The following is a 16,534-nucleotide window of genomic DNA, read 5'->3' as shown; positions in this document are numbered from 1 at the left end:
GCGCCGCCAATCCCAGCGCGATTCAGGGATCTCACTAATGCAGTCCTTCCCCTCTTTCAGATTGTTCCAAAATTCATGAATATTGGCTGCCTTCGGATACCTGCCCGCCAAACCGATTATCGCAATGTCGCCTGCTGCCTCGATAGGTACAGCACGAGATTCTTCAACAGTCTTACGATCGTTTATTGTGTCGGAAACGCATGCTCCTTCATTCTGGCCAACGGAACCAGCGGCACTAAAATGCTCAGCATATTCCTCGGCAAGAAACGCTGACAGCTCCGCTATGGTGGTATGCTCAAACAGAAGAGTCGGCGAAAGGCTCTCACCGATCTTATCACTGATCGTTTCTACCACCTCAAGCAAGCCCGATGAATTCAGTCCCATTTGGTAATAACCGACCTGTTTTTCAACTTGTTCTATCGGCTTATTGATTTTCTCTGCGATTAATTGACTTACGAACTGTTCAGCCCCGCTATAGGAATCTATGGGAGAAGATACTGCGTCAGCAGGTTTATCACGCTCAGCAGTGTCCGCTCTTGTCATCTGGGTCTCCTGTGCATCTTGATGTTTTCCGCTAATCAGCTCCGCTTCGCGCACCAATTTGCTTGTAAAGTTTTTCAACTCAGCCACTTTTTCTCCCGATGCATTAAAAAATTCAAGTGTTACATAAATCAGCTCTTTTTCCCGCCGGACGGAGGAGCGCTTAATTCTCGTCATGCAATCCGACTGCAAAAGTGCAGAAGCGGAAAAGGATTCATAGAACAGAGGCAAATACAGCCTCTGTTCTCCTTTAAGCAAAGATGTGAGCAAATGATTGGCACCCACCCCGCTCCCGTCTATGAGAGTCGGGTGAAACATAAAGCCTTCTGCGTGAAGCATTGCTTCCGAACCGAGAGAAAGCTCAAGAAGGACGCCGTCTTCCTCTTCATAGATGCAGCCACTTGCTTTCATATATTCGCTGTGCACCAATTCCTGACGTCTGCATTGTTCATATACATCATCAAGCTGAACAACGTTCTGTACAGATGCTTTGATTTGACTGAGATCCAGTGTTTCTTCAAATATGGCTGGGGAGTCTGCGTACATGTCAGCCTTCATATAGAGCTTTTCTTCTGAAGCTTCTGTCCCATCACGTTTTTCAATTCCCTTGGCTGTGATTTGCCACTGTCCTTCTTTTTTCTCCGCGCATTGGATAGTAAGAACAATTACTGCATCCTGTTCAGCCGTTAATGGCTGATAGATGGATAAATTGCGCAGCTGAAGCTCTGAGCAGGAGAAGCCGTATTCTCTGAATATCTGGTAGATTATATCGATATAAGCCAATCCCGGCAGGACATTTTGTCCGTAAACCACATGGTGATAAATAAACGGATTTTTTAACGATAATGTGAGTTGTTTCGTTATCTTTTTCACGTTAGACCTCCACCTCATAAGTATCCCATATGTTTGCCGCAGTCATTTTCGAAGTCTCCGCTTCCAGCTTTGGCTCGCCTGGCGAAAGCAGTCGTTTCTTTAATTGAGGAGGCGATATTGGACTCCGCTTGATGGCGTGTTTTTCATCTTTTTCCCACGCCTCTACGATGACATGGGCATTCGTCCCCCCATCGGCAAAGCAGTTAATGGCCGCCGCGGGCCGTGAATCTGTCCATTTTTCCTGGGCTCGGCTGAACGTGATGTTCGCTTTCTGTTGATCGAAATGCGCCATCTCTTTTTCACCTGATAAAAATGGGACAAAGCGGCGCTCTTTCAGCATCAGCACAACCTTAATAAAGCTGGCAATCCCTTCAGCACATAGCGGATGCCCGATGTTCGGCTTGATTGAACCGAGAGAAAGAGGCGATGAGTGACTGGAACGGTACACGGATTGGATCGCTTTTAGCTCAAGGAGATCGGTTACGATTGAACCTGACCCGTTTGCCTCGAGATAGCTGATGTCCTCTGGTTTTTTTCCGCTTTTGGAAAGCGCATCTTTCATGACTTCCTTTTGCGCCTCCAGATTAGGTGTTGCAGGCCCCGCCGTTCTTCCGTCATTATTGACCGAGGCCGCTTTCACAACAGCATATATGGTATCTCCGTCTTCCAGCGCCTGTTTTACGGTTTTTAGCATGACCATTCCGACGCCTTCACCTAACACAACTCCATCAGCACGCTCATCAAACACATGGAAGGATGAATGCTTGCTTAAAATGCCGCGCCGATCAAACAGACTGTGAGAGGCATCAGAGCTCAGCAAGCTGACACCGCCGACTATGGCGGATTGAATTTCTCCGCCACGCAGCGCCTGAATGGCCATATTCATGCCGACCAAAGCTGATGAGCATGCAGTATCAACTACAACACTCGGGCCGCGGACATCAAAAAATTGTGAAATATTTGCCGCTAAATAATTTTGGCCGACTGTCACGATCGGATTCTTAGCATGATCAAGGCTCTCTTCATCAGGTTTGTGCTGGCTTCTGCCTCCAATATAAACGCCTACAGGCTTGCCCTTTATTTCCTCAGGTGTATAACCGGCGTGATACAAGAGTTTCAGACATTCTTCCAATACAAGCAGTGCTTGCGGGTCCATCGCCCTTACGTCTTCTTCATGAAGCAAAAAGAAATCCGGATCAAAATACCTGACGTCATCAATCATGCCGGCATAATATGGCGTCTTACGGCCCCAGCGCTCTTCCGGAACCGGGCCGATTGACGAACGCCCCTCAGATAGTAACGACCAATAGGTTTCCAGTGTATCTGCTCCAGGGAAACGGCAAGAGAGTCCGACAACAGCAACATCTTCTGCATGAGAGCCCGGTGACAAAATCGCTGGCGCCTGAATCTGAGTGGCAGGAGCTCGATCCTCCACAGGAACAGGTACCTCCGCCTCTATTTTGTTCTCCAAAGGGGCTGATGCATCCGATACCCTGCCTCCAAATAGAGCGGACAGCATTTCGGAATAAGAACCAATCAGCCAACCTGCGAACCTTTGAACTGTCGGGTATTCATATAGAATTGACGGATCGAGCGCTGCTTCTAATGTGCGGTTTATACGCTGGAGCACCTGCGCCAAAATGATCGAATCCACGCCATAATCCTGAAATAACCCGTCAACCTCGAAGTCTTCACGATCTATTCTCAGCTCTTCGGCAAACAAGTCAACAAGCCAGGACTGTGTTTCAGATAATAATCCATCATTTTTGGAAACTGCATCGACATCTTCAATGTCTCTTGCTGACGTGCTCTGTAAAGCAGCTTCCTGCAAACCGCCCTCATGCCGTTTTCTCCTCATCATCAGCAGTTCCGGCTCCCAGTTTGTTTGATTCGCCATCGCAGGGAGAACAACCGGTCCGTACATTCTTGATAAGATTTGATCGAGAAAACGTAATCCCTCTGAATTCGTAATGCTCAATAAGCCGCTTGCCCGATACGCTTGATTTGTCACTTCACCCATACCGGTTTCTTTCCAGTTCGGCCATTGAACACTGATGATCTGCACATGTGTCTGATGTGCTTCTGCAAAATAATCCATATAGCTATTGGCCATCGCATAGTCAGCCTGCCCCGCCGAAAGCTCCGGAATAATGGCTGAAACAGAAGAAAATACGACAAAAAACTGTAATGGCTCGTTACACACATGGCGATATAACGTTGTAAGACCTGACACTTTAGGTTCCAGGACCCGCTGAATATCATCGGCAGTTTTTCTGATAAATGCCAGCGTATCCATATCCGTCAGACCTGCACAATGAATGACACCGCCGATCGGCCCTAAGGTTTGCCTGATATGTTGCAGCGTTTGCCCGACCTGAGCATCATCAGATAAAGCAAGGGACAGCATTTGCACCTGCACACCTTGTGCTTCCAGTTCCCTCACTGCCTGGATTTTCTGGGCCACTGATGTGTTCGAGGTGTCAAAACGAGCCCATTCCTCTCGCGGAGGAAGCTCCTCTCGTCCGGTCAGCACCAGCTTTTTCACTCCATAGTGCTCCGCAAAATGTCGGGCGCATAATAGCCCAATGCCTCGTGTGCCGCCTGTAATGAAAAGCACATGATCTTTCGGGAAGGCCGCGTTCTGTTTCGCTTCCTTACCTGTTTCTGGATGAGCTTTTAGAAAAGCTTGATACCGTAAACCATCCCTGTAGCAAACCTCCGTATCATGAGAATCTGAATAAAACTCATCAGCGATCTGCTTCGCGAGACGGTGACGATCAATAATTCCCTCTGCATCCATATGCCTTGAAGTAAGGTGGCTGTATTCGCTTTGAAGCATCCGATATAACCCAGCTCGTGAGGCGCCAGCCATCCGGACGGATGCATTTTGAAACGATTCGAGCCCCTTCGTCACACAAAGCAGCCTGAGTCCTTCTTTATGCCCGAATTCAACCAGTTTTTGCACCCATTCAATCCAATCCAGCCGGTCTTCATCATGCTCGCCGCAGCCGATGACATCCACTATACCGTCAAACTCTTTCCAATCGATGTCTGACTGATTATTGTCTATCCGGCTCACATCTAATAAGAGATGATTTGGAAAATACGAAGACACTTCTGCTGCTAAATCTGCTGTCTCTTGGTTGCTCAGGATAGCAACCGTTCTTGTTCCCGGCACTGTTGAGCCAATTGGACTCAATCTCCATTGTTTTGTCAAAAAGCATGGGATGCGGTCTTCAATTGCATTCACCTGTTCTTTCTTGTCCCTTTGTGAATGTTCCTTTGCCGGCACCCAATAGTAATCCTTCGCAAACGGATATGAAGGGAGGCTGATCAGGCGCGGTTTGGTCTCTCCGTATAATGTGTTCCACTCAATGGTGACGCCTTTGACCCATAAATCAGCAAGTTTGGCGTATTTTCTTTTTCTGATCCAAGCTTCAATTGCCAACGCCATATCCTCATCCGCTGTAAAAATAGCCTGGGTCTCTTTATTTCGATGAGACTGTCCCCGGAAGAACCCTTCTGTTTCTTCCTTACCGTCAACAAACGCCTGCAGTTTCTCTTCAAGTTCCTGCATCGTCCCCGCAACACACGCAAGACGCTCATCCATTTCTTCGCGTCCAACTTGCAGGGTGTAAGCGATGCGGTGTAAATCCTGCTCTGTATATTTTTTATCGCGGATCGCTTCAAGCAATTGCGAGGCACGATCTATCAGCCTGTTTTTATTTTTAGCCGACAGAACAATCACGTTTGGCTGTTCTGTAGCCGTGTGTTCTGAATTGGCTTTTGGCATATATTCTTCAATCACAATATGAGCGTTTACTCCGCCAATCCCAAACGAACTGATTCCCGCACGGCGCGGAAGCTCGTTTCCGTCACGATCTGTGACAGCCTTCCATTCCTGTTTTTCCTGAACGATGTAAAACGGGCTTTCAGTCAGCTGAAGATAAGGATTAAGCGTCTCACAATGCAGGCTTTTCACTAACGTTTTATGCTTCATTTGAAGAAGCACTTTGATCAAACCGGAAATGCCTGCTGCTAGCTCTAAATGACCGATATTGCTTTTAACTGAGCCAATGCCGCAACGGTGATCAATAACATCCAGCTGTCTCTCGCTGGATAGTTCCTTAAACGCGGCTTTCAGCCCGTTTATTTCAATCGGATCGCCCAATTCAGTCCCTGTTCCATGTGCTTCGATATATGTGACAGTGCTTGGGTCTATGCCTGCTTGTCGATATGCACGCACCAACAGATCAGCTTGTGCTTTCGGATTAGGCGATGTCAGGGTATTGGCTCTTCCGCCGTGATTTTCCGCCGTCCCCCGTATAACACCGTAAATGTGATTTCCGTCGCGCTCGGCATCTGCCAGCTTTTTCAGCATGACCATTCCGACCCCTTCGCCTCTGACATAACCATTCGCATCCGCGGAAAAGGTTTTACACCTGCCGTCTTTGCTAAGCATGCCAGCTTTGCTGTAGCTGATGTGCGCCTCTTCTGTTAAGATCGTATTCACGCCTCCAGCGATCGCCATCTCACAATCACCGTTTTGCATCGCAGTCACAGCACGGTGAATGGCTACAAGAGAGCTGGAACAAGCCGTCTCGACTGGTTCGCTTGGACCGTGGATATTCAAAAAATAACTCATTCTATTCGGGCCAACCGAAGGAATCATATGACCTGTAGCAGCATGGCCTTCAATTGGAAGATTCGCTCTATGAAATAGATCTTTATAACCGGTGTTTCCCGTACCGATAAAGATACCAGTCCCTGTACCCGAAAGGTTTTGCGGCGAGCAACCCGCATCTTCCAGTGCCTTCCATACGTATGTCATTAACAATCGCTGCTGAGGGTCTACATAATCAGCTTCTCGCGGCGAAATACCAAAAAACAATGGATCAAACTCTGCGATACCGTCAATAAATCCGCCCCATTTGATGTCGGTTTTATTGACGTCAGTGTCTGGGTTTCCATAATGCTCCCGCCAATTCCAGCGTTCTTTCGGGACTTCTGTAATGCTGTCTTTGCCTTCCTCAAGATTTCTCCAAAATTCATCTATATCCATAGCGCCAGGGAATCGGCCGCTGATGCCGACAATTGCAACCGGCTCAAAATCGGCAGCCTGCTTTTTGTTTCTTTCTGCTTTTGCAATATCTGGCTGTGTAAAGCGGCGCTTTCTACGCGATGTGATTTTCGGCGCTTCAGGGGATAATGTTTTTCTCTCTTCCTGCCCCTTTGGTTTTTCTCGCTCCTGAACTAGGGTGTCCCCATATTTAGCAGTCAAATACTCAGCTAGGCTTTGGATGCTTCCATATTCAAAGAAAATGGTCGGCGTTAGCTCCAACTGAAATTCTTCGTTGATCTTGTTTGTAAAGACAGTGAATGTAACCGAATCAAATCCGTATTCACTCAGCTCTGTATTGACATCAATTTCTTCGCGATTTACTTTTAAAATTGTACTTACCATGTTGCTTAATGATGCCTCCAGGCTGTTTAAACTGTGCAATGAGTTTGTTCTTTCCTCTACGCCTTTAAAAGTAGCATTTTGATCCCATTCGCCCTGATACGCAGCAACTACATATTCAGCCAGGCTTTGGACACTACCATATTCAAAGAAAATGGTCGGCGTTAGCTCTAACTGAAATTCTTCGTTGATCTTGTTTGTAAAGACAGTGAATGTAACCGAATCAAATCCGTACTCACTTAGCTCTGTGTGGACATCGATATCGTCAGTGTTCACTTTCAAAATCGCGCCAACCATTTGGATTAAGGCTGCTTCCAATTGTCGAGCTTGTCCGTGATCCTGATCCGTCTTTCTCTGATCGTTCCGCTTGGCTTTCGTTCCTGCAGGTAGCAGTTTTTGTTTCATTTTTTGAAGCTGTCCTTCCATCACAAAAACTTGCGGCTTATCAGATGCCATCCCTTGATAAAATGCTTTCAAGCCACTATCTGTCGACATCGGGACCATTCCCGTCGTTTTCAGCATTCTCTTTTCATCCTCAGCGCCGACTTGCATACCGCCTTCTTCCCACAACGGCCAGTTGAAGGAAATGGTGGAGCCGGATCGCTTTTTACATGCCGCAAGAGAACGGCGGTACGCGGCAAAGGCATCCATAAACGTATTGGCTGCTGCATAATCGGCTTGTCCAGCGTTCCCTAAACATCCCGAAACGGATGAGAATAAAACGAAAAAGTCCAATGGGAAATCCTTGCTGCATTCGTCTACATGTAACAACCCGTTTACTTTCGGCTGCAGCACTTCTTGAAGCTCTTCATTCGTTTTATGAATGATGAACTGATCTTTAATGCTGCCTGCACCGTGAATGATTCCATTGAGAGTGCCATACCTTTCTTTGATTTCCTCAAAAAGATGATGAACAGCCTGCCGATCACTTACATCAGCCTCTCGATAGACAACCTCCGCTCCGATGCTTCGAAGAGCCTCCAGCTCGTTTTCCTTATCTTCACTTAAAACAGACCGTCCCGTCAGCACAATCGTCGATCGGCCAGTTCGATTGGCAATTTCCTTTGCAAACAGAAGGCCTAAGCTGCCTGCTCCGCCTGTGATAAGATAAACGCCTTCGTCTCTCCACGGCATATGGGGCGTATCAGCTGAAGGAATCGCCATTTCCCGCCAGCCTTTCACAAAACGGTTTCCAGCTTCATATCGAATCTGTTTGTCAAATGGCCTCCGGCTATCGTCTTTCAGCATGAGATGAAGGTCTTTTATTTCTTCAGGTTTCTCAATTTCGATAACCTGAGCAGTCAGTTTGCTGAACTCTATTTCTGCTGTTTTAAGCAGACCGGAAACGCCGGCAAACAATTGCTTCTCTTTTTCTAACGGAACGATCGCTTGAATGATGATGCGGCCTGCAGAAAGCTCACGGAACTTGCTTCGCAGGAGTTCAAATAGATTCTGCGTGTAACATTGATAACGTTCAGCAATATGTCCTTCAGCTTCGTTCAGAGTAATCACATGGGCATCTTTCATGTGGGAGGCAATGCTGTCTGTGACACTTCGTTTAGTTTCGAAGAGAACAATGATATGCTCCGTGTACGAAGGATCTTCGTCCTCTCGTTCTCCATTCTGTTTTTCCCACACCGGCTCTAGCATTAAGCGTTCGTGGCGTGTTGAAGGCTTTGAAGTATGAACCTCTCCTTCTAATACTCTTGTTGAGAATCCTTTGATCCTGACACATACGTTTCCACTCTCGTCAATGACATCGATATCCGCTTTCTGGACACCCCCCCCGGAGTGGTCGTTGTCACTTAATCGAGCATAAGCCCACATAGAAGACGAACAGCCTTTGATCACCTCAAGCTCTTCAAGCGCAAATGGCAAAATCAGCTTTTGATCCGCTAATTCCTGCATGATGCATATCGTTGCCGTCTGCAAGGCGGAGTCCATGATACTTGGGTGCAGCGCAAACTGTTCATTCGTTCCAGAAACGGTTTCCGGAAGCTCCAGCTGCGCCAAAACCTCTCTGTTTCCTATATTCACATACTTAATTCCTTGGAAGGCCGGACCATGGAACATTCCTCTGCTCCTGCCTTCCTCGTAAAATTGATCGGGTGACATCTCTCCTTTACCGCAGCGGCGTGACATTTCGGCGAGGTCAGCGACCGGCGTTTCGGCTCCAGATACCAGCTCCGCGCTGCCTTGACTATGAATAACAGGGTCTTCCCCGTCTTCCTGTGTACTGTAAATATCAAAAGTGATTTTTCCATCTTCTTCAGGAAAGAGACTGATATCGACTTGAGCTGAATGTTTGTCAACCACAACAGGCTGAACCCAGACTGTATGATTCAATCTGATTCTGACATCTTGGCCAATTTCACTTCCTGCCGCCTGGTTTATAGCCGCGTACGCCATTTCAAGGTACGCAACACCAGGAAGCACCGGCTTTCCTCTTACCACATGGTCTCTCAGGAAGAATTCGTCACCAGTGAAAACCGAACTGAATTTCTGTTCAGAAAAATCAGATGTATTCTGATGAAGCAACGGATGAATAGAGCCGACCCCTGTTGCATTTCCGGATCCCTGCGCCACCGGTTTGCGGTCATCCTGTGACGGCCAGTATCGTTCCTTTGCAAATGGATATGTCGGCAGGCTCATTCTGTATGGGCGCTCACCTTCGTAAAGCTGCATCCAATCCATATGCGCTCCCTTGCTCCACATGTCCGCAAGCTTGTTTACTTTTCCTTTGGCCATCCACTTGCGGATAAGTTCAGCACTGTCCTCATCCTCCGTCAGCCATGAAACCTCTCTTGCATTGTGCTTACTTCCTTGAAAACAGCCTTTAATCGCTGTTTTTCCATTAATAAAATCTGCGAGCCTCTGTTTTAACTCATTTACATGCTCAGCTATAAAGGCAACGCGATGCTCCATCGCTTCCCGCCCCACCTGAAGGGTATACGCCAAATCAGGCAGTTGGCTGTTCTCAAGCCCTCTTCTTTCCAAATAGGCCAGAATATCTTCTGCATACTCTTGCAGCCTCTCTTTATTTTTCGCCGAGATCGGGATAATGCAGGCCTTGTCTATCTTTCTCTGATTTGAATCCCTTTTGAATTGTTCAAAAATGGCATGGGTATTTGTCCCGCCAAGCCCGAACGAGCTAAGTGCAGCCCTGTGCGTTTTGATCTCACGGCTTAACGTTTTCTTTTGATCGACGACGTAGAAAGGAGAGCTGGCTAAGTCTGTATTTGGATTCGGCTCCTTATAATTGATACTCGGTGCAAGCTCTTGATGATAGAGACTCATCACGACCTTAATGCAGCCCGCGAGACCGGCGGCTGTATCTAAATGTCCGATATTGGTTTTCACTGATCCAATGCCGCAAAATTGCGTTTTATCTGTATATTGCCTGTAAACGTTCGTTAAAGCCGCCAGCTCGATTGGGTCGCCCAGCTTCGTTCCGGTCCCGTGTGCTTCCACATAACAGATTGATTCAGGCTGTATCTTCGTTTGATTCATGACCTTTTGCACGACGTCAGCCTGCCCTTTGACACTTGGAGCATAAAAACCGACTTTGTCAGCGCCATCGTTATTTACACCTATGCCTCTTAGCAAGGCATAGATATGATCCCCGTCTTTTACAGCTGCAGCAGCTTTTTTCAGTAATACAACAGCAACGCCCTCGCCGCCTATCATTCCATCAGCTGAAGCGTCAAAAGCTTTAATATGTCCGTCACTCGAAAAGTTCAGCCCAGGCTGATGCACATATCCGATATTTGACTCGGTATGCAGCGTTGCACCGCCAACTAAAGCATAATCAGATTCACCCGACAGCAGGCTTTTATAGGCAGAATGCAAGCCAATCAGAGATGATGAGCAGTTGGCATGGACGAAAAAGCTTGGCCCTCTCAGTCCGAGCTTATGTGAAATCATTGTCGGAATCGTCCCGCTCTGTGCAAGCACCCACGAAACATAGCCGTCCGGCGTCTCCAGGCTCTCTGTTGTATCTGACGGCAGCAGCGCGCGATAAGAATTATTGCTTGCCGACATAAAAACACTGGTTTGCGGAATCTGTCTCGCAGCATAACCGGCATCTTCTATTGCTTTCCATGAATGAGTCAGCAGCATTCGAAGCTGAGGGTCCATAAATTCAGCATCTTTAGGGGAGATTTGAAAGAAGCTTGGATCAAATCTGTCTTTCCCCTCAATAAAAGATTTAGCCGGGACATAGTCGGCATTCTCCGCTATTTCCTTTGAAATGCCAGAGCGCTGGAGCTCTTCTTTACTGAAAAACGTAATGCTTTCCTTGCCGTCTCTGAGGTTCTCCCAAAATTCATCATGATTTTTTGCCCCTGGAAATTCACACGATATGCCAATAATCGCCACACTATTCTCATAATAGTCCGGGAGATCGCTCATCTCGATAGAATGGGCAATATGAGCTGCTGGCTCTGTCGGCACATGATCGCTTGCATCGTTCATGCGCTGTTCAGCGATGTATTGGCTGATATTTTTGATCGATGAAAACTCAAACAGGTCTGTGACAGAAAACTCACAGGATAGTTCATGTTTGATGCGGTCAGCCACAGTGACCGCGAGAAGCGAATCCCCGCCCACATCGAAAAATCCGTCTTCCCATTCAATCTCACTCGTTTTCAGCACTTCCTGCCAAATGGCCAAAACAGTATCCTGAATGTTCTTACGTGAAGGCTGCTTTTCCATTAGCGGTTCCCCTGTTACATCGATAGTCTTAAGGCTGTTTCTATCTATCTTTCCGTTCGGCGTTAACGGCATATGATCCAGCTGAATAAAATAAGAAGGCACCATATAGGCAGGCAAAGCTTTTTTCACAAAATGACGCAGCTCTCTCGCTGTAATAGAAGCATTTGCATGTTTAGCTGTATAATAGGCTGCTAGGTTATCCATACCTGCAACCACAACGCATTCCAGAATGCCGGGATGCTCACTAAGCCTGCTTTCAATATCACCAAGTTCAATACGGAATCCGCGGATTTTCACCTGATTATCGATGCGGCCTATATATTCAATTCGTCCTCCCGGAAGCCAGCGGGCCATGTCTCCCGTTCTATAAAGCTTAGACCCCGGCTCAAAAGGATTGTCAATGAATCTCGAATCCGTTAATTCTTCCTTTTTGTAGTAGCCCTTCGCCACACCGTCTCCTGCAATGCACAGCTCACCCGGGACACCAACCGGAACTGGCGCGAGCTGAGAATCCGTAATATAAATTTGTGTATTGGCGATCGGCCTTCCTATCGTGGCATGAGAGCATTCATCGTGAATGCGCTGAACCGCCGACCAGATTGTTGTTTCGGTTGGCCCGAACATATTCCAGGCTTCGCTGCCCGTATCTAAGAAATATCGTTTTAATGTCTCAGGCAATGCTTCGCCTCCGCATAAAATTTTCACGCTCTCTTCATTTTCCCAGCCTGAATAAAAGAGCATCTTCCACGTAGCGGGGGTTGCCTGCATCACTGTCGGTTTGATCATTCGGATGTCCCGTTTCAGTTTTTCAACGTCTTTTGTATGCTCCGTTTGACAAATATAGCAGTGTGCACCTTTTATTAAAGGCAAAAATAATTCCAGAGCGGCGATATCAAAACAGTAGGTTGTGACAGCAAGCATTTTATCCTCTGGCGTAAGACCTGGTGTTTCCCCCATCGAAACGAGAAAGTTTGTTAAAGCTTTATGCGGTATCATGACACCTTTTGGCTTTCCTGTACTGCCAGACGTATAAATGACATATGCCAAGTTTTCCGGTGTGACAGTTCGTGTAAGCACTGTTCGATCTGAGGCTGTTTGAGCAATCTCACCCCAATCTTGATCTAAAAGAACAGTTTCGATACCGTTCCAACTCAAAGTATTTACTAATTCTGCTGTCGTCAGTGTAATGAAAACTTCACTGTCCTTTAGCATGTATTCCAATCGTTCAGCCGGATAGGATGGGTCTAGCGGCACATATGCTCCCCCGGACTTAAGAATCGCTAATAATCCCACTAGCATCTCTAGCGATCGATCCACATAGATTCCCGCCAGACGGTCCGGACCCACTCCATGCGCCTGCAAATAAATGGCGAGCTGTGTGCTTCTTTCATCAAGCTCCCGATACGTCAATGTTCGGCCTTCATAGCTGACAGCTGCTCTATCAGGCGTCTTTTTCGCCTGCTGCTCAAACAACTCATGAAAACATGTATATGGATACGTTTTGTCAGTGGCGTTCCATGTTTTAAGAATCATCTGCTTCTCTGCCTCAGACAATAAAGCGTACTCTTTTAAGGGCTGAGAAGGATTCAACATCGCATGTTCTGTTACATAAACAAACTGGTCGAACATGGCCGATATCGAAGCCGCATCAAACAGAGCTGTGTTGTACTTGATGTTCAGATCCATTTTTTCTTCTGTTTCCCAAAGCTCAAAAACTAGTTCATATTCGCCCTCTTGATGAATACAATCAACGAAATCGACAGAAAAGAAGTCAGCATAGCGGCTCAACAAGCTTTGATAGCTTCCGGATTGAAGAAAATTCTGATAGAAAAAAGCAGTTTGAAATACCGGTGAACCTGCTTGACTCCGAGGAATATGCAGATCCCTCACCATTTTTGGAAAAGGATAAGGTGCATGATCAAGCCCATCCAATATCGTTAATTGCAATTTTGAAATAAAGCCAGAAAAAGTGTCTGCCGGGTTCAGCTCACTCCGAATCGGGAGCATATTGAGAAAATGTCCAATGGCATCATCAAATCTTTCCTCCGGTCTCACCATGGCCGGCATGCCGACGATCTGTTCCTTTTGCCCGGTATAACGGCCAAGCAGCATCATATAGCAGCTTAAGAATACCGTCGTAACATTTACAGAATGCTCTTTCGCAAACGTCCTGACCTGATTCATGAAGCCGCTGGACAGCTGCCGGGTGTATGTATCCTCTTCAAACTCAGAATCGCCTGAACTTGCGCTGACCTTAGGCAATTTAAGATTCGGCAACGTTCCCGATAGCTGTTTTTGCCAATACGTACGATGCTTCACACCGTCTTTGCCGGCAAGCATGTTTTTCTCCCATGCCGCAAAATCATGATAAATAGCAGGAGAAACAGCTGTATCCGGCTGCTGTCCTTGTAAAAGAAGCTGATAGGTATCAAACAGACTGCGCATCAATGTGACAGACGAAACTCCGTCAAAAATCAAATGGTGAATGACAACTAATAGAAAATGCTCTTGTTCAGATCTGGAAAAGCTCATGACACGCACTAACGGGCTGTTTTCCTTTACATACGGTTCCTTTACTTTCTTTCTAAGAAAAGCAGGAATATCAGACTCTTTCATACTTGAGATGTTTTCTGTCTTGATTTCAATTGAAAGCGCTGGCTCATTTTTCAGAAATGGCACTCCGTCTTTCTCTTGGATGACGTGCTTTAAGATTGGATGATGATTCAATACAGAGTCGAAAGCCTGCTGTAATGTTTTAAGGTGAAACCCTGATGAAAATCGAAAACAGAGCGGTACGTGATATGCACTTTTTTCGGGTGACATTTTTTGCAATGTCCATAATCCTTTTTGAACCTCAGAGAGGGGCTGAAAAATTGCCTGACTCCTTTCCGGTTCCGTTTTATATGTGTCAGTGCCCTTTTTGTCAGCAGACAAACTGCTGATGCCTTCATGTTCAGATAGATAGCTGGCTAAGCGTTCAATTGTAGGATATTGATGTATCTCTCTGGCTGTAAGTTTGATTTGATAATGTTTCTCGATCGATCGAATGAGCTTCATCATCTTGATAGAATTCACACCAAGACTTTGGATATTTGCATTTGGCTCCGCCCAATCGCGGGAAACGTGCAGTTCCTCAGTCAAACAGGTGAGAAGATGCTCCTGTATTTCTTCCCTTACTCTTTTCACATGGTCTGCTTGCTGTATCTCCTCATCCTGGACCGTATTTTTCATCTGGTTGGGTTTATGAAGCAAGTGGTCGAATTCTCCATTTTCAAATGAAGTTTTCAGCTGGGTGCGCTGAATTTTTCCGATAGCCGTTTTTGGTATCTCTTCTTTTTGTACAGGCAGCAAATATTCTGGAGTGACTCCGATCACCTGCGAGACATGGGATTGTATGTTTCTAAGAAGCTGAGACATCTGCTCATCATTTAATTTTGCGGAAGTAACAAAGAAGATAGCCAGCTGATCTGTTGAATTCTGGCCCAAACGGACAGCGCAGGCAGCAGTATAAGAAGTTTCAATTTCAGGTAACTCTTCAACTGCAGACTCAATCGCATGACTGTAATAATTAATGCCATTAATGATAATTGCATCTTTCGTACGGCCTGTTATCGTTAAGCGCCCATTTCGCAAAAAGCCGAGATCTCCGGTTTCAAACCAGCCGTCTTCTGTAAACACACTCTCATTCAAATCAGGCCGCTTGTAATAACCGCTAGTAACAGAAAGACCCGAAACTTGAAAACGGCCGATCTCGCCCTCTTCAACCAATTCATTATGGTCATTCACAATTCTCATAGAGAAGCCAGGGATTGGAGAGCCTATTTCAACAAAATGATCATCATCACTTGTTCCAGCCCGGGTAAACTCATGAGAAAAAATAACGCCCGATGAAGTTTCGGACATTCCCCATGCAGGTCGGATGGCGTCAGCAGGCAGTCCATGAGGTTCTAAAAGCTCAAGTATTCTGCGCCCTACCTTGGCTACCATTGCTTCACCGCCATTTAGCATGTACCGCATTGAAGATAGATCCCATTTCCTATTTTTTATTTCTTCTGCAAAATCAGTGACAAGACCAAACGCAAAATTCGGCGCCCACGTAACAGAAGCTCGGTAATGATCAATCCAATCCAGCCATTTCAACGGCTCCATTAAGATCGTTTCGCTTGAGACGTTAATTTCCTGACAGCCAAGATAAACATCTCGCAAATGCAGCATTCCGATGCCTCCGACATGGTCAAACGGCATCCAGTTAAACGTAATATCCTCTCTGGTGAAGCCTTGCATTTGAATAATCCCTTTCACCATGCTCATAATGTTACGATGATTAAGCATCACTGCTTTAGGTGTTCCCGTACTGCCTGAAGTCAGCAATAAAAGCGCTAAGTCTTCGGGACTGGCTTGATGCCAATCTGTGTCCGCTTCAGCGCTGAGCAGATCCTCCACAGCAATCGCCCTGAACCCTTCAAGCCCTTGTTCTTTTGCCCAATCGAGCATTTCCTGGTACATCCCCCGGTCTGTAATGACCGCCGGCTTGTTGAGAAGCGTCCATGCGTCTTTCAGCTTTTGAGTGCCGCTGCTCGATTCAGCATACGTTGGCGGAACGGCTAACGGAGCCGGAACAATCCCTGTTAACACACACCCCCAGAACGCAGGGAGAAGCTGTGAATTGTCACCAAGCTGCAAAATCACGTTTTGTTTTGCTTTCAAACCTGATTGGCGAAGTCCCTTCACAATGCGCAATCCATCATCCCATAAACGTCTATAGGATTGGTAAACTTCAGTTCCATCCGGCTGCAAATAAATGATTCCCTTTGTATCTCCAAGCTCCGCAGCCGTTCTGTATAAAACTTCAGGTATTGTTGACGGCTGCTCTTCAGATATATGTAAAGGCTCACCATGACTGACAGAAGGATTAGCTAATAGGCGGATATTATCATTATTTCTCAT

General features: G+C 46.5%; 2 protein-coding genes (1 of these 2 cut by a window edge). Both read right to left on the bottom strand.

Going from position 1 to position 16,534, the window contains the following annotated elements; genetic code table 11:
• Window positions 1-1,431, bottom strand: the 5' portion of a protein-coding gene (locus C1T29_RS10930) for a type I polyketide synthase (protein WP_103748749.1). 12,195 nt of this gene lie to the left of the window's left edge; 1,431 of the gene's 13,626 nt are visible here — the first part of the coding sequence; its start codon is at window positions 1,429-1,431; its stop codon lies beyond the left edge, outside the window.
• On the bottom strand, window positions 1,415-16,534 hold the full coding sequence (locus C1T29_RS10925) for a non-ribosomal peptide synthetase (protein ID WP_103748750.1): 15,120 nt from the start codon (window positions 16,532-16,534) through the stop codon (window positions 1,415-1,417). Before C1T29_RS10925 ends, C1T29_RS10930 begins: the two co-directional genes overlap by 17 nt.

It is taken from the genome of Bacillus sp. MBGLi79 (genome assembly GCF_002953915.1).
The sequence above is the reverse complement of the archived record's forward strand: the minus strand, read 5'-3'. Positions and strand labels throughout refer to the sequence as shown.